General features: G+C 71.4%; 22 protein-coding genes and 1 pseudogene. 9 read left to right on the top strand and 14 right to left on the bottom strand.

Annotated features, from left to right (window positions below):
• Nucleotides 1-42 precede the first annotated feature (42 nt).
• The 6 genes from tsaE to ACZ4SW_RS01355 form a co-directional block, all read right to left on the bottom strand.
• Entirely contained in the window at nt 43-573 is a 531-nt protein-coding gene (gene tsaE, locus ACZ4SW_RS01380; protein WP_468236321.1) for a tRNA (adenosine(37)-N6)-threonylcarbamoyltransferase complex ATPase subunit type 1 TsaE, read from the bottom strand.
• A complete protein-coding gene (locus ACZ4SW_RS01375; RefSeq protein ID WP_468236318.1) occupies nt 542-1,771 on the bottom strand; it encodes an alpha/beta fold hydrolase in 1,230 nt (409 codons plus the stop codon). Before ACZ4SW_RS01375 ends, tsaE begins: the two co-directional genes overlap by 32 nt.
• 68 nt (nt 1,772-1,839) lie before the next feature.
• Entirely contained in the window at nt 1,840-3,003 is a 1,164-nt protein-coding gene (alr, locus tag ACZ4SW_RS01370; RefSeq protein ID WP_468236315.1) for an alanine racemase, read from the bottom strand.
• Between the two features lie 116 nt (nt 3,004-3,119).
• The gene (locus tag ACZ4SW_RS01365) at nt 3,120-4,553 is read right to left on the bottom strand and encodes an NAD(P)H-hydrate dehydratase (RefSeq protein ID WP_468236312.1); all 1,434 of its coding nucleotides are present in this window, start codon (nt 4,551-4,553) and stop codon (nt 3,120-3,122) included.
• A gap of 82 nt (nt 4,554-4,635) precedes the next feature.
• On the bottom strand, nt 4,636-5,007 hold the full coding sequence (locus ACZ4SW_RS01360; protein WP_468236310.1) for a holo-ACP synthase: 372 nt from the start codon (nt 5,005-5,007) through the stop codon (nt 4,636-4,638).
• Nucleotides 5,008-5,331: 324 nt separating this feature from the next.
• Complete coding sequence (locus tag ACZ4SW_RS01355; RefSeq protein ID WP_200418852.1) at nt 5,332-5,499, bottom strand: hydrophobic protein; 168 nt, start codon at nt 5,497-5,499, stop codon at nt 5,332-5,334.
• 209 nt (nt 5,500-5,708) lie between these two features.
• On the opposite strand from ACZ4SW_RS01355, the gene ACZ4SW_RS01350 reads away from it, so the two are divergent.
• A complete protein-coding gene (locus ACZ4SW_RS01350; RefSeq protein WP_468236307.1) occupies nt 5,709-5,882 on the top strand; it encodes a CsbD family protein in 174 nt (57 codons plus the stop codon).
• A gap of 145 nt (nt 5,883-6,027) precedes the next feature.
• Here the strand turns inward: ACZ4SW_RS01350 and ACZ4SW_RS01345 are convergent, their stop codons facing one another.
• Complete coding sequence (locus tag ACZ4SW_RS01345) at nt 6,028-6,768, bottom strand: SDR family oxidoreductase (RefSeq protein ID WP_468236304.1); 741 nt, start codon at nt 6,766-6,768, stop codon at nt 6,028-6,030.
• Nucleotides 6,769-7,000: 232 nt separating this feature from the next.
• On the opposite strand from ACZ4SW_RS01345, the pseudogene ACZ4SW_RS01340 reads away from it, so the two are divergent.
• Nucleotides 7,001-7,153: pseudogene (locus tag ACZ4SW_RS01340) on the top strand (DUF2201 family putative metallopeptidase); the annotation flags it as partial.
• Nucleotides 7,154-7,266: 113 nt separating this feature from the next.
• On the opposite strand, the gene ACZ4SW_RS01335 reads toward ACZ4SW_RS01340, so the two are convergent.
• Nucleotides 7,267-7,755, bottom strand: coding sequence for a hypothetical protein (locus ACZ4SW_RS01335; protein ID WP_468236711.1), 489 nt, complete (start codon nt 7,753-7,755; stop codon nt 7,267-7,269).
• A complete protein-coding gene (locus ACZ4SW_RS01330) occupies nt 7,670-8,182 on the bottom strand; it encodes a hypothetical protein (RefSeq protein WP_468236301.1) in 513 nt (170 codons plus the stop codon). Before ACZ4SW_RS01330 ends, ACZ4SW_RS01335 begins: the two co-directional genes overlap by 86 nt.
• On the opposite strand from ACZ4SW_RS01330, the gene ACZ4SW_RS01325 reads away from it, so the two are divergent.
• From ACZ4SW_RS01325 to ACZ4SW_RS01315, 3 genes are all read left to right on the top strand, one after another.
• Nucleotides 8,183-8,476, top strand: coding sequence for a DUF397 domain-containing protein (locus tag ACZ4SW_RS01325; RefSeq protein ID WP_468236298.1), 294 nt, complete (start codon nt 8,183-8,185; stop codon nt 8,474-8,476).
• A gap of 89 nt (nt 8,477-8,565) precedes the next feature.
• Nucleotides 8,566-9,513 (top strand): hypothetical protein, encoded by a 948-nt coding sequence (locus ACZ4SW_RS01320; protein ID WP_468236296.1) that lies wholly within the window; start codon nt 8,566-8,568, stop codon nt 9,511-9,513.
• 15 nt (nt 9,514-9,528) lie between these two features.
• The gene (locus ACZ4SW_RS01315; RefSeq protein ID WP_468236293.1) at nt 9,529-11,310 is read left to right on the top strand and encodes a M16 family metallopeptidase; all 1,782 of its coding nucleotides are present in this window, start codon (nt 9,529-9,531) and stop codon (nt 11,308-11,310) included.
• A gap of 57 nt (nt 11,311-11,367) precedes the next feature.
• Here the strand turns inward: ACZ4SW_RS01315 and glmS are convergent, their stop codons facing one another.
• Complete coding sequence (gene glmS / locus ACZ4SW_RS01310) at nt 11,368-13,215, bottom strand: glutamine--fructose-6-phosphate transaminase (isomerizing) (RefSeq protein WP_468236291.1); 1,848 nt, start codon at nt 13,213-13,215, stop codon at nt 11,368-11,370.
• Nucleotides 13,216-13,388: 173 nt separating this feature from the next.
• Here glmS and coaA point away from each other — a divergent pair, with 173 nt between their 5' ends.
• Nucleotides 13,389-14,357, top strand: coding sequence for a type I pantothenate kinase (gene coaA / locus ACZ4SW_RS01305; protein WP_468236288.1), 969 nt, complete (start codon nt 13,389-13,391; stop codon nt 14,355-14,357).
• Between the two features lie 16 nt (nt 14,358-14,373).
• Nucleotides 14,374-15,315 carry a DUF389 domain-containing protein gene (locus ACZ4SW_RS01300; protein WP_468236286.1) on the top strand — a complete coding sequence of 314 codons (942 nt, stop codon included), beginning with the start codon at nt 14,374-14,376 and terminating at the stop codon, nt 15,313-15,315.
• On the opposite strand, the gene glmM is transcribed toward ACZ4SW_RS01300, so the two are convergent.
• Nucleotides 15,312-16,670 carry a phosphoglucosamine mutase gene (gene glmM / locus ACZ4SW_RS01295; protein ID WP_468236283.1) on the bottom strand — a complete coding sequence of 453 codons (1,359 nt, stop codon included), beginning with the start codon at nt 16,668-16,670 and terminating at the stop codon, nt 15,312-15,314. The two genes, ACZ4SW_RS01300 and glmM, sit on opposite strands and share 4 nt — an antisense overlap.
• Nucleotides 16,671-16,707: 37 nt before the next feature.
• Here glmM and ACZ4SW_RS01290 point away from each other — a divergent pair, with 37 nt between their 5' ends.
• A complete protein-coding gene (locus tag ACZ4SW_RS01290) occupies nt 16,708-16,977 on the top strand; it encodes a Cys-every-fifth RiPP peptide CefA (RefSeq protein ID WP_468236281.1) in 270 nt (89 codons plus the stop codon).
• A 115-nt stretch (nt 16,978-17,092) separates the two neighbouring features.
• Here the strand turns inward: ACZ4SW_RS01290 and rpsI are convergent, their stop codons facing one another.
• Nucleotides 17,093-17,605 carry a 30S ribosomal protein S9 gene (rpsI, locus tag ACZ4SW_RS01285; protein WP_103837531.1) on the bottom strand — a complete coding sequence of 171 codons (513 nt, stop codon included), beginning with the start codon at nt 17,603-17,605 and terminating at the stop codon, nt 17,093-17,095.
• A 42-nt stretch (nt 17,606-17,647) separates the two neighbouring features.
• The gene (gene rplM, locus ACZ4SW_RS01280; protein ID WP_070026304.1) at nt 17,648-18,091 is read right to left on the bottom strand and encodes a 50S ribosomal protein L13; all 444 of its coding nucleotides are present in this window, start codon (nt 18,089-18,091) and stop codon (nt 17,648-17,650) included.
• Between the two features lie 336 nt (nt 18,092-18,427).
• Here rplM and ACZ4SW_RS01275 point away from each other — a divergent pair, with 336 nt between their 5' ends.
• Nucleotides 18,428-19,303 carry a hypothetical protein gene (locus tag ACZ4SW_RS01275; protein WP_468236278.1) on the top strand — a complete coding sequence of 292 codons (876 nt, stop codon included), beginning with the start codon at nt 18,428-18,430 and terminating at the stop codon, nt 19,301-19,303.
• Between the two features lie 22 nt (nt 19,304-19,325).
• Here the strand turns inward: ACZ4SW_RS01275 and truA are convergent, their stop codons facing one another.
• A complete protein-coding gene (truA, locus tag ACZ4SW_RS01270) occupies nt 19,326-20,180 on the bottom strand; it encodes a tRNA pseudouridine(38-40) synthase TruA (protein ID WP_468236275.1) in 855 nt (284 codons plus the stop codon).
• Between the last annotated feature and the right edge of the window lie 10 nt (nt 20,181-20,190).

The raw sequence follows: 20,190 nt of genomic DNA, 5'->3' as shown, positions 1-20,190 counted from the left end.
GAAAGAGGGCACCGATGCTCCCCCGGAAGAGGTCGCCCGGGTTCAGGCGGACAGCGCGCCCAGGTCCACCCGGGTCCAGCGCTGCCCGAGCCCCGCCAGGGTCACGTGCCGGACCTCGTCCGTCGTGTCGCCCACCGCCCGGTGGATCGTCACGTGCAGGCGGTCCTCCGTCAGCTCCTCGACCTTGCCCTCGCCCCATTCCACGACGACGACCGATTCCGGCAGCGAGACGTCGAGGTCGAGGTCCTCCATCTCCTCCAGGCCGCCGCCCAGCCGGTACGCGTCCACATGGACCAGCGGCGGGCCGTCCACGAGGGAGGGGTGCACGCGGGCGATGACGAAGGTCGGCGAGGTGACCGCACCCCGCACCCCCAGCCCCTCGCCGAGCCCGCGGGTCAGCGTGGTCTTGCCCGCGCCCAGCTCGCCGTTGAGCAGCACGAGGTCGCCGGCGCGCAGCAGCTTGGCCAGCCGGCGCCCCAGTTCCTGCATCTGTTCGGGGGAGGTGACGGTGAGCTCGGTGGTGACGCCCGGCACGGGGGTCTCAGCCGGGCTGTGCGGTGCTGGTGCTTCCATAGCCCCCCACGGTAGCCCCTGCGGGGACCGCTCCCGAGCGCATCAGGAGGTCGGCGAGGCGGTCGGTGACGACCTCGGGGTGCTCCAGCATCACCAGGTGCCCGGCGTCCGGGACGAGCACGAGTTCGGCGTCCGGCAGCAGGTCGGCGATGGCCTCGCTGTGCTCGCTGGGGGTGACCAGGTCCTGCACGCCGGCCAGGACGAGCACCGGGAGGTCGGCGAAGCGGGCGAGCGCCTTCGTCTTGTCGTGGTCGGTGAAGGCCGGGTAGAACTCGGCGACCACGTCGATCGGCGTGCTCTCGATCATTCGTTCGGCGAATCGGGCGACGGCCGGATCGATGTCCCGGGACGCGAACGAGTACCGCTTGATGATCCCGGCGAACAGGTCGGCGGTGGCCCTGCGTCCCTTCTCCACCAGCTCGGCCTGCTGCCCGAGCGCTCTGAGCACTCCGGGCAGGATGCGGCGTATCGCGTTGACGCCGGCGACGGGCAGCCCGAAGTTGACCTCGCCGAGCCGCCCGGAGGACGTGCCGACGAGGGCGACGCCGACCACCCGGTCGCGGATCAGTTCGGGGTACTGGTCGGCGAGGGCCATGACCGTCATGCCGCCCATGGAGTGCCCGACGAGCACGATCGGCCCCTCCGGCACGGCCGCGTCGATCACGGCCTTGAGGTCGCGTCCGAGCTGGTCTATGGAGACCGGGGTGCCGTCGGCCTGGGCCATGCCGCGCCCGGAGCGGCCGTGGCTGCGCTGGTCCCAGTGCACGGTGCGCACGACGCCGCGCAGCGCGGCCCGCTGGAAGTGCCAGGAGTCCTGGTTGAGGCAGTAGCCGTGGCTGAAGACGACGGTGACCGGGGCGGGGGTCTTGCGTCCGAACAGCCGGCGGCGGCGCTGCGCGGGGATCCGCTCCCGCTCGACGTCGTCGACCTCGTAGTACAGCTCGGTGCCGTCGTCCGCGTACGCCTTGCCGGGGGTGCCGCGGAGGGTGCCGTACGGCCCCGCCGAGTCGAGGGCCAGCCGGGCCTTCCTGCGCATGCCGCGGCCGACCGTCATCCGCTCGATCGCGACGCCGGCCGCGGCACCCGCCGCGACCACGCCTATCGCGGCGCCGGCGAGACCGGCGAGACGCCAGTTGCCGACGGCAGCGGCGGTCGCGCCCGCGACGGCTTCCGCCGTCTCCGCGCTGCTCTCGCTCACGTCCCGCTCCTTCGTGCCGGGGTCCCCGCCCGTTCAGCCGTACGTCTGCCCCGGCTCACCCGAGTGGATTACCCATCTTGTTCCGCGTTCACCTTTACGTAGACGCGCGGAACGCGGGTTCCGATCCGGGTCACGATTTCGTAAGCGATGGTTCCGGCCGCCTGCGCCCAGTCCTCGGCGGTGGGTTCGCCGTGGTCGCCGGGGCCGAACAGGACCGCCTCGGTGCCGGGCGGGGGCTGGTCGCCGCCCAGGTCCACGACGAACTGGTCCATGGCGATCCGGCCCGCGACGGTGCGCAGCTTGCCGTCGACCAGCACCGGTCCCGTACCGGAGGCGTGGCGCGGGATGCCGTCCGCGTAGCCGACCGGGACCAGGCCGAGGGTGGTGGCGCCGGGGGTGGTGTACAGATGGCCGTAACTGACGCCGTGGCCGCCGGGGACCTCCTTGACCAGCGCGAGCGACGCCTTCAGCGTCATCACCGGGCGCAGTCCGAGGTCGGCGGGGGTGCCGAGGTCGGGGCTGGGTGAGATGCCGTACATCGCGATCCCGGTGCGCACGAGGTCGAAGTGGGCCTCGGGCAGGGTCAGCGTGGCGGGCGAGTTGGCGATGTGCCGCACCTCGGGGCGCACGCCCTGCTGCTCGGCGTACGCCACCATCTCGCGGAACCGGGCCAGTTGAGCCTGGACGGAGGGGTGGCCCGGTTCGTCGGCGCAGGCGAAGTGGGACCACAGGCCGACGACGGTGACGAGGCCGTCGGCCTGGGCGCGCAGGGCCTCGGCGACGAGTTCCGGCCAGTCGCCGGGCTGGCAGCCGTTGCGGCCGAGGCCGGTGTCGGCCTTGAGGTGGACGCGGGCGGGCACGCCCGCGGCGGCGGCCGCCGCGCGCACCTCGTCCAGGGCCCACAGTCCGCTGACGGACACGTCGATGTCGGCCTCGACGGCGCGCTGCCAGGGGCCGCCGGGGGTCCACAGCCAGCACAGGACGCGGCCCGGCAGTCCTGCCTCGCGCAGCGCGAGCGCCTCCTCGGGCGTGGCCGTGCCGAGCCACTCGGCACCGGCTTCGAGGGCCGCGCGGGCGCACGGCACGGCCCCGTGGCCGTACGCGTCCGACTTCACGACGGCCATCAGGGCCGCGCCGGGCGCGAGGGCGCGCAGGGCACGCACGTTGGCCCGCAGGGCCGCCAGATCGATCTCGGCGCGGGCGCGCAGGGGTGCTGTCTCGATACGTTCCATCGCGCCCCAGTGTCTCAGAGGGGCCGGACGGCACGGGGATGCCGGTACCGGCGGGTAGCTCCGGCGGCCGACGCCGTCCGCGGTCGCCCACCCGGCCCGCTCGTTCGCCCGCCCGTTCAGCCCCGCACGTCCCGCCAGGCCTCGGGAATCGCCGCAGCCACGTCGTGCGCCCCCGCCGGCGCGCCGTCCGCGGCGTAACGGCCGGCCAGGCCGTGCAGGTACGCCGCCACGCTCGCCGCGTCCCGGGCCGGGAGCCCGGCCGCGAGAAGCGAGCCGGACAGGCCGGACAGCACGTCGCCGCTCCCCGCGGTCGCCAGCCAGGGCGTGCCGGTGGCGTTGACCCGTACCGGGCCGCCGTCGGGGTCCGCCACCAGCGTGGTCGAGCCCTTGAGCAGGACGGTCGCCCGGTAGCGGGACGCCAGCTCCCGGACCGCCGCGAGCCGCGCGCCCTCGACCTCCTCGCGCGCCACGCCGAGCAGTGCGGCGGCCTCGCCCGCGTGCGGGGTCATCAGCGTCGGCGCCGTGCGCGCCCGTACGGTGTCCCGGTCGGCCAGCCTGAGCCCGTCCGCGTCGACGAGGACGGGTACGTCCGCCTCCAGCACCTCGGCCACGGTCGCCACGTCGTCGCCCGCGCCGGGGCCGACCACCCAGGCCTGTACGCGTCCGGCCTTGGCGGGCCCCCGGTCGGAGACCAGCGTCTCCGGGAAGCGGGCGATCACCGCGTTCCCGGCGGGCCCCACGTACCGCACCGCCCCGGCCCCGCCGCGCAGCGCACCCGCGACGGCGAGCACGGCCGCACCCGGATAGCGCGCCGACCCGGCGGCGATGCCGACGACGCCCCGCCGGTACTTGTCGCTCTCGGCCTGCGGCACCGGCAGCAGCGCGGCCACGTCGGCGTGCTGCAACGCCTCCAGCTCGGGCTGCTCGGGCAGTTCGAGCCCGATGCGGACGAGCCGTACGGAACCGGCGTACTCCCGTGCCGGATCGACGAGCAGCGCCGGCTTGTGCGTACCGAAGGTCACGGTGAGGTCCGCCCGTACGGCGTCCCCCCGCACCTGCCCGCTGTCGGCCTCGACACCGCTCGGCAGGTCCACGGCGACGACGACCGCGCGCGAGGCGCCGGCGAGCGCGGCGAGCCGTGCGGCGTCGGGCCGGAGCCCGCCCTTGCCGCCGATCCCGACGATCCCGTCGACGACGAGGTCGGCGCCCCGGATCGCCTCCTCGGCGGCGCCCGACGCCTCCGCGACCGTGCCGCCCGCCCGCCTCAGGGCCGCGAGCCCGCCCTGGTGGGTCCGCTCGGGCGTCAGCAGCACCGCCGTCACCCCGGCCCCGCGCCGGGCGAGCCGCGCCCCGGCGTAGAGGGCGTCCCCGCCGTTGTCCCCGCTGCCGACCAGCAGCACCACCCGGCCGCCGTACACCCGCCCCAGCAACTGGGCGCAGGCCGCGGCCAGTCCGGCGGCGGCGCGCTGCATGAGCGCACCCTCCGGAAGCCGGGCCATGAGCGCACGCTCGGCCGTCCTCACCGTCTCCACGCTGTACGCAGTACGCATACCGCCGAGTCTCCCCCACCGCGCTCGGACCATGACGGAGGGCGCGGGGTCGCCCGGCCCGTTCACAGGCCGGTGTCCCCCGCTACCCCTCGGCGACGACCACCGCCGACGCGACACCCGCGTCATGGCTGAGCGACACGTGCCAGAACTGCACGCCGAGTTCGGCGGCGCGGGCCGCGACCGTGCCGGTCACGCGCAGCCGGGGCTGACCGCTGTCCTCGACGTAGACCTCGGCGTCCGTCCAGTGCAGCCCGCCCGGCGCGCCCAGCGCCTTGGCCACCGCCTCCTTCGCGGCGAACCGCGCGGCCAGCGAGGCGATACCGCGCCGCTCCCCGCCCGGCAGCAGCAACTCCCGCTCCAGGAAGACCCGTTCGGCCAGCCCGGGGGTACGCTCCAGCGCGGCCCGGAAGCGGTCGATCTCGGCCACGTCGATACCGACTCCGATGATGCTCATGCGGAAACCCTATGCGGCCCCGACCGCCCCCTCGCCGCGTGACGAAGGGGCTGCGCGCGACGGCCCTTCGTCGGCGACGGCCCTTCGTCGGGCGACGGCCCGAAGGCCGGGCGCCGGGTAGGAGGCCGCTGGTTCCGGTTGGCGCACCGGCGCCCGACGGGCCACGGATGCCCTGACAGCGGGGAGGTACGCCCGTTTTCACCTTTTCCACCCGTATATGACGACCCAATACACGACCGATTACACGGCGGGGTCCGTCGGCGGGCGCACGTAGGGCCCCGGACACGGCCGGGGCCCTACGTGTGCGCACGTCGAGACGCGTCGCTACCAGCGGTACCAGCGACCCCGTCGACCGCCGCTCGCCGGGCGGACGACGAAGCCCAGCAGCCACACCGCCAGCACGATGACGGCGAGCCACCACAGCGCCTTCAGGGCGAAGCCCGCACCGAAAAGGACCAGGGCCAGAAGAAGAACCAGAAGCAAGGGAACCATGTTTCATCAACCTCCGGTCGAACGGGTTCCCCGCCGACGGCTCGGCACGCATCCAAGAACTCGGGTTTATTCAGGGCTTTCGGTGGAATTCTGATCGGCTCGCCGCGAATCCTCGTGGCAGCATGGCCGATTACCGTGACGTTTAGGCGTTACGACGCGGGCAATCCGAACGTCACCGAACGCCGTGACGACGTAGGGATGTGACACCCATGGCTGAGAACCAGAAGGCACAGGCCAAGACTGAGCAGGCCAAGGGCAAGGTCAAGGAGGCCGCAGGCCGCACCGTCGGCAACGAGCGCATGGAGGCCGAGGGCCGCATGGAGCAGGCGCGCGGCGACGCCCGCGAGGCCAAGGAGAAGGCCAAGGACGCCTTCCGGCACTGAGCCTCGCTCCCGGCAGGTTCGGGCGCGCACACCGAATGGGGTGCGTACCCGAACCTGCCTTTCTTTGCATTCCTTCCCGTCGCGTATTTCTGAATTCTCGTCACATGGCGAGTAGTCAGCTTCCTTTGCCTGATCCCTACCTTGCTCAAGTACGCGGCCGGGAAAGCCAGTCGGCGTAGCGGGTGGGGGCGAGGTGGGCCTGCCTGTCGGTCAGGACGTCGCCCTTGACGGCGGCGAACATGCCGGCGGTGGGGTCGGTGACGACGGTGCGGTGGTCGCCCTTGCTGGACAGGGTGATCCGGCCCAGCTCGTCGAGGTTGAAGATCTCGGGGCCGGCGACGTTGTGAATGCCGTTCAGCGGGGCGCCCGCCGCCACCTCGGCCACCGCCGCGGCCACGTCCTTCGAGGCGATCGGCTGGATGGGCGTGGCGGGCAGCCGGACGGTGTCGCCCTCCGCGGTCCAGGACATGACGGCGTCCATGAACTCCATGAACTGCGTCGCCCGGACGATCGAGTAGGGGATCGACCCGGCCGCGAGGATCTTCTCCTGGAGCGCCTTGGCCCGGTAGTAGTCCAGCTCCGGCACCTGGTCCACACCGACGATCGAGAGGATGACGAAGTGGCCGACGCCGCCCTTGCGGGCCGCGGCCAGAAGGTTGTCCATGGAAGTCTGGAAGAAGGCCAGCGAGGCTTCGTCGAAGGTCGGCGAGTTCGTCAGGTTGACGACGACGTCGGCCCCGTCCACCGCCCCGTCCAGTCCCTGGCCGCTGATGACGTCGACTCCGGTGGAGTGCGAGTGCGGTACCGCCTCGTGCCCGGCGGCGTTCAGGTCCCTGACGACCTGTGACCCGATCAGGCCGGTACCACCGATGACTGCGAACTTCATGACACGCCTCCCGTCGGGGATATGTCCGCAATATGACATATGAGCCCCTCCGGCCCCTCCACGCCGGACCGCGTCGGCACGTTGCCGACCACACCGGGAGTCCGGAAACCGGGGGGCACGGCGTGCACCGCTGTGCTTACGCTGCTCGGGATGAAGAACTTCTCCTCGTACGGATTGGGGGAATCGTGCGCGCAGGGTGAGCGCTGATGGCACATCACATCGCGCAGACGATTTGACGGACTGCCAGACGCCGTGGCTTTCCGCGCAGCCACCCTGCCGCACCGTCGTCGGCCTCGCCCCCCGCCCCGCCCGTGCCGTGGACGAGGACAGCCCCGACTACGTTCCGGTTGCCCCGCCACCCTGGGCGCGTGTCATCACCATCGGCTGTGAGGGCGACAGGAGCGCGGCGTCTTCCGCGGGATCACCCACGGTGGGACCAGCGCCCCGTCCTGCGGAGCGATCACGGTGCAGGTTGACCTTGCTGCTGGTGGGCAACGCTCAGAGCTGTTCAGAACCGGTCCCCGGGACCTCCGGGTCCTCGGCGAACAGATCCTCCGCCCGCTCCACCGTGCGGGAGCGCTTCAGCCAGGCGTCCATGCGGTCCAGATCAGTGCAGGTGGTGATGCGTTCCCGCACACTCTCCGGCACGGGGACGCCACGCACCTCCAGCACGGACAGGATTCCCTTGGCCTCACCTTCTGCCTTGCCTTCCAGGTAGGCGGTCTCGCGGACCGTCCCCCGGCCGGGGAAGTAGCTGACGAACGACATGATTTCCTTCAGTTTCTGTCCGGCTGGGGAGTTCCCTAGGCTGATTTCCAGGAAGTCGAAGAAGTAGTCGGCAGTGTCGGGGTCGGTTTCCCGGATCTGTTCGAGGGCGGCTGTGATGGCTCTCAGTATGGCCTCACAGTCGGCGCTGCGGGCGTGTGCCAGTGCGGAGAGCACCGCCAGTGCGGGGTTCTTCGCCGCAGTCCTGACGTCGGTGATCACTGGCAGGTTGTCGGGCCCGGCGACGAGCGGATACGTCCGCTGAGCCGTCCAGCCGCGCGTGCCGCAGCCGAAGGGGCCTAGCCCACTTGGCCGTTGCCCGATCCTGGCAGACCACGATGAGCAGGACGGGCAGGCGGTACTTAGCCTGGAGGAAAGCGATGTAATAGGCCCAACTCGACGCCTTGTTCTCGTCCTTTCCCGACTGCGACTCGATGGCGAGCAGGAAGTCCTCACCGTCGGACGGGCCGACACGCAGCACGGTGTCCACGCGCCGCTCCAGCGGCCGGGCCTCCGTCACGTCCGTGGTGACGGCGTCCACGGTCGCCTTTGCGGATAACGGGACGCCCAGCACCCCGAACACCGGAGTCAGGACCTCGGGCCGCTCCTGAAAGATGCGGTGCATACCCTCGTGAGCTGATGTGACCATGTGCGCAACCTAGGCGGATCTAAGGACGGACTGTCCTGGCAATCAGGAGTCGTTCACTCTTGCGAGTGGCGGAAAATCGTTCAGGCGGCCGCGGTCAGCTCACACCACACCACCTTGCCCCGACTGCCACCTCTGGCCAGCGGCTGCCGGCGGCACCGCGTTCATCGACTCGGAGGCAGAACTCGCGACTCCAAAACCCCCGCCCGAGCCCCCCTCTCCTTCCCCACCGCCGCCTTCACCGCCTTCGTCGACGCCCTCAAAACCGAGTCCCCTCGCCTCACAGCTCCCTGCTAGCCTGCGCAGGCTCGATCGTGCGCCCTGGGGGAACAGCCGGCGCGCCGGGCAGTCGACTGCATTTCGAAAACGCCACGGGGGGCGGACGCATGAGCAGTACCAGTACGGCGTCGGAGCCGGTGACCGATCCGTTCGACGCACTGCCCGAACTCGCCCCGCTGCGCACCGCCGCACGTGCCGGTGACTGGGCGGCCACCCAGGCCTTCTTCGCCGGGCTCGACTCCGTCGACAAGGTCTCCTTCGCCGTCGGTGCCCTCGCCGACATCGACGGGACCGAGGGGTACCTGGAGGAGGCCGCCGCGGCCCTGCCCGGCGACCCGCTGCCGGCCACCCTGCTCGCCGAGCGGTACATCCGCATCGGCTGGGACATCCGCAGCGGCGCCCGCGCCAAGCACGTCTCGCGGGACCAGTTCGACCAGTTCCACGCCTGGCTGCGCAAGGCCGAGCAGTTGCTGATCGAGGTGTGCGCGGAGCAGCCCGCGTACGCGCCCGCCTGGAGCGCCCGGCTGCTGACCGCCCGCGGTCTGGAGCTGGGGCAGTCCGAGGCCCGGCGCCGCTACGACCGGTTGTCGGCCCACCATCCGCACCACTTCCGCGCGCAGGCGCAGTTGCTGCAACAGCTCTGCCCGAAGTGGGGCGGTTCCTGGGAGGCCGCGCACGGCTTCGCCCAGGAGTGCGCGAGCGCGGCGCCCGACGGCGCGCACGCGGGGATCCTGGTGGCCGAGGCCCACATCGAGCACTGGCTGGAGCTGGACGGGAGCGAGGCGACGGCCTACATGCGCGGCCTGCCCGTCCGCGACGACCTGCGTCACGCCGCCCGGGTGTCCGTGCTGCACCCGGACTACCGGCCGGGCTGGCACTGGATCGCCGGGCACAGCACCTTCGCCCTGGCCTTCTCGCTCGGCGGCCACCTCGAGGACGCCGCCCCCCACTTCGCCGCCCTGGGCAACACGGCCGCCAAGTCCTCGTGGCAGTACCTGGCCGACTGGAAGAACCGGTTCGCGAAGTACCGCACGGCCGCGCTGGCGACGCTCTGAGGGGGAGACCGACAGATGACCACGCACGACGCGACCATGAGACCCGACTCCGCGGACCTCACCGGCCTCGCCGCCCTCGACGGCCTGGTCGCCCACACCACCGTCCAGGGCATCCCCGTCCTGCACGCCCCGCGTCCCGGCGACATCACCGCCGGACTCTTCTTCCGCGTGGGCCGCGCCGACGAGACCCTGGCCACGTCCGGCGTCACCCACCTGGTCGAACACCTCGCGCTGCACCGCCTGGGCATGTCCGACGGCCACTACAACGGCGCCACGGCGAACGCGTACACCCTCTTCCACGTCACCGGCGGCGAGGACGAGGTCGTCTCGTACCTCAACGACGTCTGCGCGGCCCTGCGCGACCTGCCGCTGGACCGTCTGGAAACGGAGAAGGAGATCCTCCGCACGGAGGCCGCGGGCCACGCACACGGCGTCAACTCCCAGATGCCGCTGTGGCGTTACGGAGCCCAGGGCTACGGTCTGTCCAGCTACGAGGAACTGGGCACCTGGGGACTGACGGCCGACCAGGTACGGAACTGGGCCGAGACCCGCTTCACCCGGGACAACGCCGTGCTGTGGATCACCAGCGACCGGGTACCGGACGGCCTGGACCTCACCCTGCCCACCGGCAGCCGCATCCCGGCACCGGCCGCGTCCAGCGCGCTGCCCGTCACGCCCGCCTACATCCGCGGCGACGACGGCCACGTCGTCTTCAACGCCGTACTGCGCCGCTCCACCGCGGCCGCCGTGTTCGCCGACGTCCTGGGCCGTGCCCTCTTCCGGGACCTGCGCCAGGAGGGCGGCTACTCCTACACGGCGGAGGCCGACTACACACCGCGCGACGCCGACTTCGCCACCCTCACCGCGTACGCCGACGCGTTGCCCAGGAAGCAGGCTGCGGTGGTCGGCGGGTTCGTCGACGCGTTCGCCCGGCTGCGCGCGGGCCGCATCGAACAGGCCGAACTGGACTCCGTGCGCGGCAAGATGCTCAAGCGGTACGACACCCCCGACCTCGGTGCCGCGCTGCTGCCGTCGTACGCGCTCAGTCTGCTGCTCGGCCACCGGATCCTCTCCCCCGAGCAGCACATGGCCGAGTTGCGGGCGGTCACGGTCGCGGACCTGCGCGAGGTCGCACGTGAGGCGTGGGACGGCGGGCTGCTCCAGGTGCCCACCCGGGGCGCCGACTGGGCGGGCTTCGAGCCCGCCCCCCAGTTCTCGTCGTCCGCGCTCACCGGTAGCCGGCACCCGTCGCTGGAGGACGACGGCGTCACGCTGGTCATCGGCGCCGAGGGGGTGAGCCTGCTGCTGCCCGGCGGCCCGGTCACGGTGCGGTACGACGCGTGCGCCGCGATGACCGCCCGCCCCGACGGAGGCCGCGTCCTGACCGGCCTCGACGGCTTCCGCGTGGCCGTCGAGCCGACCTTGTTCGAGGGCGTCACGGCCGAACGGATCGCCGTGCTGGACGCGGCCGTCCCCGCCGCCGCGGTCGTCCCGCTGCCGGCCCGTGAACCGGAGCAGATCCCGCAGCCGCGCAGGCGGGAGACCCGGGAGACCACCGTGCCGACGGCCCGGGCCGGTGGCGGCAGGAAGGCGGCGCTGCGGCGGTGGCCCGTCGGCCTGGTCCTCATGGTGGCGCTGGACGTGCTGTTCGGGCTGGGGCTGCTGTTCGCCGTCGTCCGCCTGTCCGACGAGGCACATCCGGCGTGGAGCATCCTCGCCCGCGCGGTCCTGCCGGCCGCGGTGCTGATCCGCTACACCCACCGGGCCTACCGCCGCGCGCGGCTCGCCCGCGGCTGACCAGGGGCCCTGCCACCCCGGTCCGGCACCCGGGTCCGGGGTGGCGCCCCACGCGATCTACTCCACCGTCACCGACTTCGCCAGGTTCCGCGGCTGGTCCACCTCGTTGCCCCGGGCCGTGGCCAGCTCGCACGCGAAGACCTGCAACGGCACCGTCGCGACCAGCGGCTGGAGCAGGGTGGGCGTCACCGGGATGCTGATCAGGTGGTCGGCGTACGGGACGACCGCCTCGTCGCCCTCCTCCGCGATCACGATCGTGCGGGCACCCCGCGCCCGGATCTCCTGGATGTTGGAGACGATCTTGTCGTGCAGGACCGACCGGCCCCGCGGCGAGGGCACCACCACGACCACCGGCAGGTCCTGCTCGACCAGCGCGATCGGCCCGTGCTTCAGCTCCCCCGCGGCGAAGCCCTCGGCGTGCATGTACGCCAGTTCCTTGAGCTTGAGCGCGCCTTCCAGGGCGACCGGATAGCCGACGTGCCGCCCCAGGAACAGCACCGTGTTCTTGCCGGCGAGGGAGCGCGCCAGCCGGCGCACCGGCTCCATGGTCTCCAGGACCCGCTCGACCTCGTCGGAGATCCTCGACAGGTCGCGGATGACGTCCTGGATCTCGTCGCCCCACTTGGTGCCGCGCACCTGGCCCAGGTACAAGGCCACCAGGTAGCAGGCCACGAGCTGCGTCAGGAACGCCTTCGTGGACGCCACCGCGACTTCCGGTCCCGCGTGCGTGTACAGGACCGCGTCCGACTCCCTCGGGATCGTCGAACCGTTGGTGTTGCAGATGGCCAGCACCTTGGAGCCCTGCTCGCGCGCGTGCCGCAGGGCCATCAGCGTGTCCATGGTCTCGCCGGACTGGGAGATGGCGATGACGAGCGTGCGGGGGTCGAGGATGGGGTCGCGGTAGCGGAACTCGCTGGCCAGTTCGACCTCGCAGGGGATCCGCGTCCAGTGCTCGATGGCGTACTTGGCGATCAGCCCGGCGTGGAAGGCGGTCCCGCAGGCCACGATCACCACCTTGTCGACCTCGCGCAGTTCGGCCGGCGAGATCCGCAGTTCGTCCAGGCGCAGCGAGCCCGAGGCGTCGATGCGGCCGAGGAGCGTGTCGGCGACCGCCTTGGGCTGCTCGGCGATCTCCTTGAGCATGAAGTAGTCGTAGCCGCCCTTCTCGGCGGCCGAGGCGTCCCAGTCGACGTGGTACGAGTGCACGTCGGCGGGCCGCCCGTCGAAGCCGGTGACCGTCACGCCGTCGCGGCGCAGCTCGACCACCTGGTCCTGGCCCAGCTCGATGGCGGAGCGGGTGTGGGCGATGAACGCGGCGACGTCGGAGGCGAGGAAGGCCTCGCCCTCGCCGACGCCGACGACCAGCGGCGAGTTGCGCCGGGCGCCCACGACCACGTCGGGCTCGTCGGCGTGCACGGCGACCAGGGTGAACGCGCCCTCCAGCCGCCGGCACACCAGCCGCATGGCCTCCGCCAGGTCGGTGGTCACGGAGAACTCCTCGGCGAGCAGATGGGCGACGACCTCGGTGTCCGTCTCGGAGGCGAGGGTGTGGCCCCGCTCCTCCAGCTCGGCGCGCAGCAGCGCGAAGTTCTCGATGATCCCGTTGTGGACGACGGCGACGCGGCCCGCGTTGTCCAGGTGCGGGTGCGCGTTGCGGTCGTTCGGCGCGCCGTGGGTGGCCCACCGGGTGTGCCCGATTCCGGTGGTGCCGGTCGGCAGCGGCCGGTCGACCAGCTCCTTCTCCAGGTTGACCAGCTTCCCGGCCTTCTTCGCGGCGGCCAGCCCGCCGTCCGCGAGCACGGCGACACCCGCCGAGTCGTAGCCCCGGTACTCCAGCCGCTTCAGCCCGGCCATGACGACCTCGAGCGCCGACTGCGATCCCACGTAACCCACGATTCCGCACATGATCCGCAGCCTACGGTCCGACGGCCGCCGATACCCGCCCCCGCGTGCCCGAAATCGGAAATTCCCACCGGGGTACGAACGCCTGACGAGCCCGCTCCCCGGAGTGACGCACCCCACCCCCCACCCCGTTCAAACTCCGTTAACAATGGACTGTGATCTCTCCGGTCTCCTCGATGCCCCGGAGCGCCCACCGGCCCAGGCCGGAGGCGACTCCCTACGTCGACCTCACCCGTGCCGAGTGGAGTGCGCTGCGCGACAAGACGCCGCTGCCGCTGACCGCCGAGGAGGTGGAGAAGCTGCGCGGTCTGGGTGACGTCATCGACCTCGACGAGGTGCGGGACATCTATCTGCCGCTCTCCCGGCTGCTCAACCTGTACGTGAAGGCCACGGACGGGCTCAGGGGGGCGCTGAACACCTTTCTCGGCGAGCAGGGGTCCCAGTCCGGCACCCCCTTCGTGATAGGCGTCGCCGGCTCCGTCGCCGTCGGGAAGTCCACCGTGGCCCGTCTCCTCCAGGCCCTGCTGTCCCGCTGGCCGGAGCACCCGCGGGTCGAGCGGGTGACGACGGACGGATTCCTGCTGCCCACGCGGGAGTTGCAGGCGCGGGGCCTGATGGCGCGCAAGGGGTTCCCCGAGTCGTACGACCGCCGCGCGCTCACCCGTTTCGTCGCCGACATCAAGGCCGGCAAGGACGAGGTGACCGCTCCCGTCTACTCCCACCTCATCTACGACATCGTCCCCGGCCGGAAGCTCACCGTGCGCCGTCCGGACATCCTGATCGTCGAGGGCCTGAACGTCCTCCAGCCCGCCCTGCCCGGCAAGGACGGCCGCACCCGGGTCGGCCTCGCGGACTACTTCGACTTCAGCGTGTACGTCGACGCGCGCACCGAGGACGTCGAGCAGTGGTACCTCAACCGGTTCCGCAAGCTGCGCGACACCGCCTTCCAGGACCCCTCGTCGTACTTCCGCAAGTACACCCAGGTCTCCGAGGAGGAGGCCCTCGACTACGCCCGCACGATGTGGCGCACCGTCAACAAGCCCAATCTGGTGGAGAACATCGCCCCCACCCGCGGCCGCGCCACCCTGGTGCTGCGCAAGGGCCCGGACCACAAGGTGCAGCGGCTGAGCCTGCGGAAACTGTGACGGCTACCCTGCGGGCATGCTGCATCTGCGCCTGATCACCCCCGCCGAGCGGACGGCGGAGGTGGTGCGTCTGATCGAGGGGACGGTCGGCGCCACGCACCTCGTCGTCATACCGGGTGCCGCCCGCAACCCCGCCGGGGACGTCGTGATGTGCGACGTCGCGCGCGAGGCCGCGGACGGACTCCTCAGCGCGCTCCAGGAGCGGGACCTCGAACGCACCGGTTCCATCGCCGTGGAGGACATCGACCTGTCGCTGTCCGAGCGGGCCGACCAGGCCGAGGCGGAGGCTCCGGGCGAGGGCGCGGACGCGGTGCTGTGGGAGCACCTGACGGAGGCCACGCACGAGGAGTCGACGCTGTCGATCACCTACCTCGCGTTCATCACGCTGGCCACGATGATCGCCGCGTGCGGTGTGGTGCTCGACAACGCGATCCTGATCGTGGGGGCGATGGCGGTCGGCCCCGAGTTCGGACCCCTCGCGGGCGTCAGCACGGCGCTGGTGCAGCGGGCCCCGCGGCTGGCACTGCGGTCGCTGGTCGCGCTGCTGGTCGGCTTCGCGCTGGCGATGGCGGTGACGGTCGGCTTCAGTCTCTTCATGGACGCGGTCGGCCTGTTCAGCAAGGCGAAGCTGAGCGGCGCGCGGCCCAACACCGGCTTCGTCTACGCCCCGGACTGGTTCTCCGTCGTCGTGGCGGTCCTCGCCGGGGCCGCCGGCACGCTCTCCCTGACCTCCGCGAAGTCCGGCGCCCTCGTCGGGGTCGCCATCTCGGTGACGACGGTCCCGGCCGCCGCCAACGCGGCCGTGGCGCTGGCCTACGGCGACACCCGGCAGACGGCCGGTTCGACGGTTCAGCTCCTGCTGAACCTGCTCGGCATCGTCCTCGCCGGCACGCTCACCCTGCTCGCCCAGAAGTGGTTCTGGACGAGGCAGCGCGAGCGTGCCGCGAGAACGGGTTAACCGAGGGCCGACTTCACCGCGTCGGCCAGCCGTCCGGCGACCGACCGCGCCTGGTCGATGTCCGCGGCCTCGACCATGACCCGTACCAGGGGCTCGGTGCCCGACGGCCGCAGCAGCACCCGCCCGGTCGCGCCCAGCTCCCGCTCCGCCTCGGTCACGGCGGCGGCCAGGTCCGGGGACGAGCCGACCCGGGACTTGTCCACGTCCGGCACGTTCACCAGGACCTGCGGCAGCCGCTCCATCACGGAGGCCAGCTCGCGCAGCGTACGGCCGGTCTGGGCGATCCGCGCGGCCAGCAGCAGACCGGTCAGCGTGCCGTCACCGGTGGTGGCGTGGTCGAGGATGATGACGTGGCCGGACTGCTCGCCGCCGAGCGCGTAGTCCTGCTCCTTCATCTCCTCCAGCACGTACCGGTCGCCGACCGCGGTCTGCACGAGCCGGATGCCCTCGCGCTCCATCGCCAGCTTGAAGCCCAGGTTCGACATGACCGTGGCGACGACGGTGTCGGAGCGCAGCGCGGAACGTTCCCGCATCGCCAGCGCGAGCACGGCCAGGATCTGGTCGCCGTCCACCTCCTCGCCGGTGTGGTCGACGGCGAGGCAGCGGTCGGCGTCGCCGTCGTGCGCGATGCCGAGGTCGGCGCCGTGCTCGACGACGGCGGCCTTGAGCTTGTCCAGGTGGGTGGAGCCGCAGCCGTCGTTGATGTTGAGGCCGTCCGGCTCGGCGCCGATGGTGACGATCTCGGCGCCGGCGCGCGTGAACGCCTCGGGCGAGACCCGGGAGGCGGCGCCGTGCGCCTCGTCGAGGACGATCTTCAGTCCGTCGAGACGGTTCGGCAGGACGCTCAGCAGATGGGCCACGTACTGCTCGAAGCCCTCGTCGTACGACGTCACACGGCCGACCCCGGACCCGGTGGGCCGGTCCCAGGGGGCGCCGGTGCGGTGCTCCTCGTACACGGCTTCGATCTTGTCCTCCAGATCGTCGGCGAGCTTGTGGCCGCCGCGGGCGAAGAACTTGATGCCGTTGTCGGGCATGGCGTTGTGGCTGGCGGAGAGCATCACGCCGAGGTCGGCGCCGAGCGCGCCCGTCAGATACGCGACGGCCGGGGTGGGCAGCACGCCGACCCGCAGCACGTCCACGCCGGCGCTGGCGAGACCGGCGACCACAGCGGCCTCCAGGAACTCCCCGGACGCCCGCGGGTCCCGCCCGACCACGGCCTTCGGCTTGTGGCCCTCGAACGTGCCCGCCTCGGCCAGTACGTGCGCCGCCGCCACGGAAAGACCGAGCGCCATCTCGGCCGTGAGATCCGCGTTGGCGACACCGCGCACGCCGTCCGTGCCGAAGAGTCGTCCCACTGTGGTGTCCTCCGAACTTGCTGCGAATGTGCGGCTCATGCCGAGTGTCCGGACAGAGGCGGTATGCATGTGTCCCGCAGACGTCTGTGCTGCGGACGCATGTCCCACAGACGCCTGTCCTGCGGACACACGGCCCGTGGACATATGTCCTGCGGACGTATGTGCCGCTGACCTACGTCCCGCTGACCTACGTCCCGCTGATGCAGGTTCCCCTGACCTACATCCTGCGGCCTTGTCCTACTCATGGCTTCCCGGGAGCCCCTCCCGGGGCTGTCGGGATTGCTCCATAAGCTCCAAAAGCCGGTGATAAACACCGTCCCCCCGTAAACGAACCGCCCCGGCGGCACGGAAGAGTGCTGCCGGGGCGATGCGTGCATGCGTACAGCGGACAAGGGGTCGCCCGCTGTGACCAGCGGACGCGATTAGCGCTTGCTGTACTGCGGCGCCTTGCGGGCCTTCTTCAGACCGGCCTTCTTGCGCTCGACCGCACGGTCGTCGCGGCGCAGGAAGCCGGCCTTCTTCAGCGGGCCGCGGTTGTTGTCGACGTCGGCCTCGTTCAGGGCGCGGGCGACACCGAGACGGAGCGCACCGGCCTGACCGGAGACGCCGCCACCCGCGATACGGGCGATGACGTCGTAGCGGCCCTCGAGCTCGAGCACCTTGAAGGGCTCGTTGACCTCCTGCTGGTGCACCTTGTTCGGGAAGTAGTCCTCGAGCGTGCGCCCGTTGATCTTCCACTTGCCGGTGCCCGGGACGATCCGGACGCGGGCGATGGCGTTCTTGCGGCGGCCCAGGCCGGCGGCCGGCTGGGGCTCACCGAAGCGGGAGGCGAGGGACTCGGAGGTGTACTCACCCTCCAGCGGGACCTCGGTCTCGGTGGTGTAGCTGTCGATGTCAAGCTCTTCGAGCGGCTGCTCGGCAGTGGTCTCGGCCACGATTCTCCTCAGATTCTCTTCCGTCTTAGGGGGTGGCCGGACTTACTGCGCGACCTGGGTGATCTCGAACGGCACCGGCTGCTGGGCGGCGTGCGGGTGCTGGTCACCCTTGTAGACCTTCAGCTTCGAGAGCATCTGACGGCCCAGGGAGTTCTTGGGGAGCATGCCCTTGACGGCCTTCTCGATGGCCTTCTCGGGGTTGTTCGCGAGCAGGTCGTCGTAGCGGACCGAGCGCAGACCACCCGGGTAGCCGGAGTGGCGGTACGCCATCTTCTGGGTCCGCTTGTTGCCCGACAGGTGGACCTTGTCGGCGTTGATGATGATGACGAAGTCACCAGCGTCCACGTGGGGCGCGTAGATGGGCTTGTGCTTGCCACGCAGGAGAGTGGCGGCGGTGGTGGCGAGACGGCCCAGGACGACGTCCTGCGCGTCAATGACGTGCCACTGACGCGTCACATCGCCGGGCTTGGGGCTGTACGTACGCACGGTTCGTAGCCTTCGCTTCTTCAGTGAGGTTCCAGACAAGGTCACCGAAGACGATCACGACAGCCCTGACCGCACAGCGGTGACGCAAGCCGCGTGCTGGTCGCTGGTCATCGGCCCGGTGGACCGGTGTAAGGGCCCCTCACGTGAGAATGAGCAAGCCAATACACATAACGAACAGCCAGGATAACGGGGCCCGGCAGAAGGGTCAAAACGAGGGTCCGCCGCGGTCGCGCCCGGAGCCGGTGGCTGTGCGCCCGCTGTGGGGTGACCTGTGCGCTTGCCCTAGTGGTTACCGAAGGGGAACAAGCGTCCTGTGGCCCGTCTAAGATGCGCCGCATGAGTTATGGGCAGGGGGAGCCCCAGTGGGATCCCTGGAAACCGAGTTCCCAGCAACCCCAGTGGGGCAGTCAGAGCAGTTCGCCGGACTGGGCCGCGCTCGCCGAGGCCTCGGAGGCCCGCAACAAGCGCCGCCGGCTGTTGATGATCGGCGGCGGCGCACTGGCCACCGTCGCGATCGGCGCCGCCGTCGCCGCGGCGGTGATGTCCGCGAACGGCGGCAGCGAGGCCTCGAACAGGCCGGCCAGCGCCCTGCCCAGCACCGCGGACATCCCCAGTGAGAGCGCCGACGCGGTCCCGTCCTTCGCGCCGACCTCGGCCCCGCCGCCGCTGAACCCGATGGACTTCATATCCAGCGCCAAGAAGGACACGGCCCCGATCAGCGCGGACACGCTGTTCCCCGGCACCCAGCTCACCGTGGGCGCGAACGTCTACAAGAAGGGCCCGACCGCCTCCACCACGAACTGCGCGTCGGCCGTCCAGGGCACTCTGCCCACGGTGCTCGCCAAGAACGGCTGCACCCGCCTGATCCGCGCCACCTACAGCAGGAACGGCGTCGCGGTCACGGTCGGCGTGGCCCTCTTCGACACCGCGGCGAAGGCCACGAGGGCCAAGCAGGAGGCGGACGCCAAGAGCATCATCACGTCGCTGACCGGCCAGGGCGTGCCCGCGTTCTGCCGGACGACGGTCTGCCGGTCCACGACGAATTCCTACGGCCGCTACGCGTACTTCACGCTCGCCGGGTTCACCAACGGCAAGGACGTCACGGCCAAGGACGCCAAGGTCTTCCAGGCCGGCGACGACCTGGCCGAGTTCGCGTTCCGCCAGATCCGCCGCCGCGGCGAGGCACAGGCGTCGGCGGCCGCCAACCGGTGACGGCACGGCGGCGGCCGGGGGCTCAGCAGCAGGAGGCCCCCGGCAGGGACCGCTTGTTCCGCGCCACCCTGTTCCGTGCGGCGAGCTGGTCGTCGGCCGGGTAGCCGACCTCCTCCAGGGTCAGCCCGTGCGGCCGCACGACGTGCACCGCCGAGTCCCGTACGCCGGCCGCCAGCACCTTGGCGGGCCAGTCCGGCGGACGGTGGCCGTCGCCGACGAAGAGCAGGGCGCCGATGAGCGAGCGCACCATGTTGTGGCAGAAGGCGTCCGCGCGGACCGTGGCGGTGATGATCCCGTCCGCTCCGCGCGCCAGGCTCAGCTCCTGCAGCGTACGGATGGTCGTCGCGCCCTCCCGCTTCTTGCAGTAGGCGGCGAAGTCGTGCTCCCCGAGCAGGCCGCGGGCCGCCTCGTTCATGGCGTCGACGTCCAGGGGCCAGTCGTGCCACAGGACGTGGTGGCGCAGCAGCGGATCGACACCGCCGGGGTTGTCGGTGACCTGGTAGGCGTAGCGGCGCCAGATGGCGGAGAAGCGGGCGTTGAAGCCGCTCGGGGCCTCGCGCAGGGCCCACACCCTGACGTCCTTGGGCAGCCGTCCGGCGAGCCGCTTGAGCAGCTTCCCGCGGTGTTCGCCCCACACCTGGAGCGGCAGGTCGACATGGGCGACCTGCCCGCGGGCGTGCACCCCGGCGTCGGTCCGTCCGGCGACGGTCAGCTCGTACGTCTCCGCGGAACGGGTGACGGTCCGCAGGGCGTCCTCGATCTCTGCCTGCACGGTCCGCCTGCCGCCGGCCTGTTTGGCCCAGCCGTGGAACTCGGACCCGTCATAGGAGAGGTCGAGACGGACGCGGACGTAACCGGGCTGCACTTCGTCACTCACAAGCAGATCC

This window comes from Streptomyces sp. NPDC028331 (assembly GCF_055565775.1).
Note: the sequence above shows the minus strand (reverse complement) of the source record. Positions and strands in the feature narration are given on the sequence as shown.

Excerpts from the sequence above, each read along its gene's own strand:
- tsaE (WP_468236321.1), bottom strand. The coding sequence starts at position 573 with ATGGAAGCACCAGCACCGCACAGCCCGGCTGAGACCCCCGTGCCGGGC.
- alr (WP_468236315.1), bottom strand. The coding sequence starts at position 3,003 with ATGGAACGTATCGAGACAGCACCCCTGCGCGCCCGCGCCGAGATCGAT.
- ACZ4SW_RS01365 (WP_468236312.1), bottom strand. The coding sequence starts at position 4,553 with ATGCGTACTGCGTACAGCGTGGAGACGGTGAGGACGGCCGAGCGTGCG.
- ACZ4SW_RS01360 (WP_468236310.1), bottom strand. The coding sequence starts at position 5,007 with ATGAGCATCATCGGAGTCGGTATCGACGTGGCCGAGATCGACCGCTTC.
- ACZ4SW_RS01355 (WP_200418852.1), bottom strand. The coding sequence starts at position 5,499 with ATGGTTCCCTTGCTTCTGGTTCTTCTTCTGGCCCTGGTCCTTTTCGGT.
- ACZ4SW_RS01350 (WP_468236307.1), top strand. The coding sequence starts at position 5,709 with ATGGCTGAGAACCAGAAGGCACAGGCCAAGACTGAGCAGGCCAAGGGC.
- ACZ4SW_RS01345 (WP_468236304.1), bottom strand. The coding sequence starts at position 6,768 with ATGAAGTTCGCAGTCATCGGTGGTACCGGCCTGATCGGGTCACAGGTC.
- ACZ4SW_RS01330 (WP_468236301.1), bottom strand. The coding sequence starts at position 8,182 with ATGGTCACATCAGCTCACGAGGGTATGCACCGCATCTTTCAGGAGCGG.
- ACZ4SW_RS01320 (WP_468236296.1), top strand. The coding sequence starts at position 8,566 with ATGAGCAGTACCAGTACGGCGTCGGAGCCGGTGACCGATCCGTTCGAC.
- ACZ4SW_RS01315 (WP_468236293.1), top strand. The coding sequence starts at position 9,529 with ATGACCACGCACGACGCGACCATGAGACCCGACTCCGCGGACCTCACC.
- glmS (WP_468236291.1), bottom strand. The coding sequence starts at position 13,215 with ATGTGCGGAATCGTGGGTTACGTGGGATCGCAGTCGGCGCTCGAGGTC.
- coaA (WP_468236288.1), top strand. The coding sequence starts at position 13,389 with ATGCCCCGGAGCGCCCACCGGCCCAGGCCGGAGGCGACTCCCTACGTC.
- ACZ4SW_RS01300 (WP_468236286.1), top strand. The coding sequence starts at position 14,374 with ATGCTGCATCTGCGCCTGATCACCCCCGCCGAGCGGACGGCGGAGGTG.
- ACZ4SW_RS01290 (WP_468236281.1), top strand. The coding sequence starts at position 16,708 with ATGCCGAGTGTCCGGACAGAGGCGGTATGCATGTGTCCCGCAGACGTC.
- ACZ4SW_RS01275 (WP_468236278.1), top strand. The coding sequence starts at position 18,428 with ATGAGTTATGGGCAGGGGGAGCCCCAGTGGGATCCCTGGAAACCGAGT.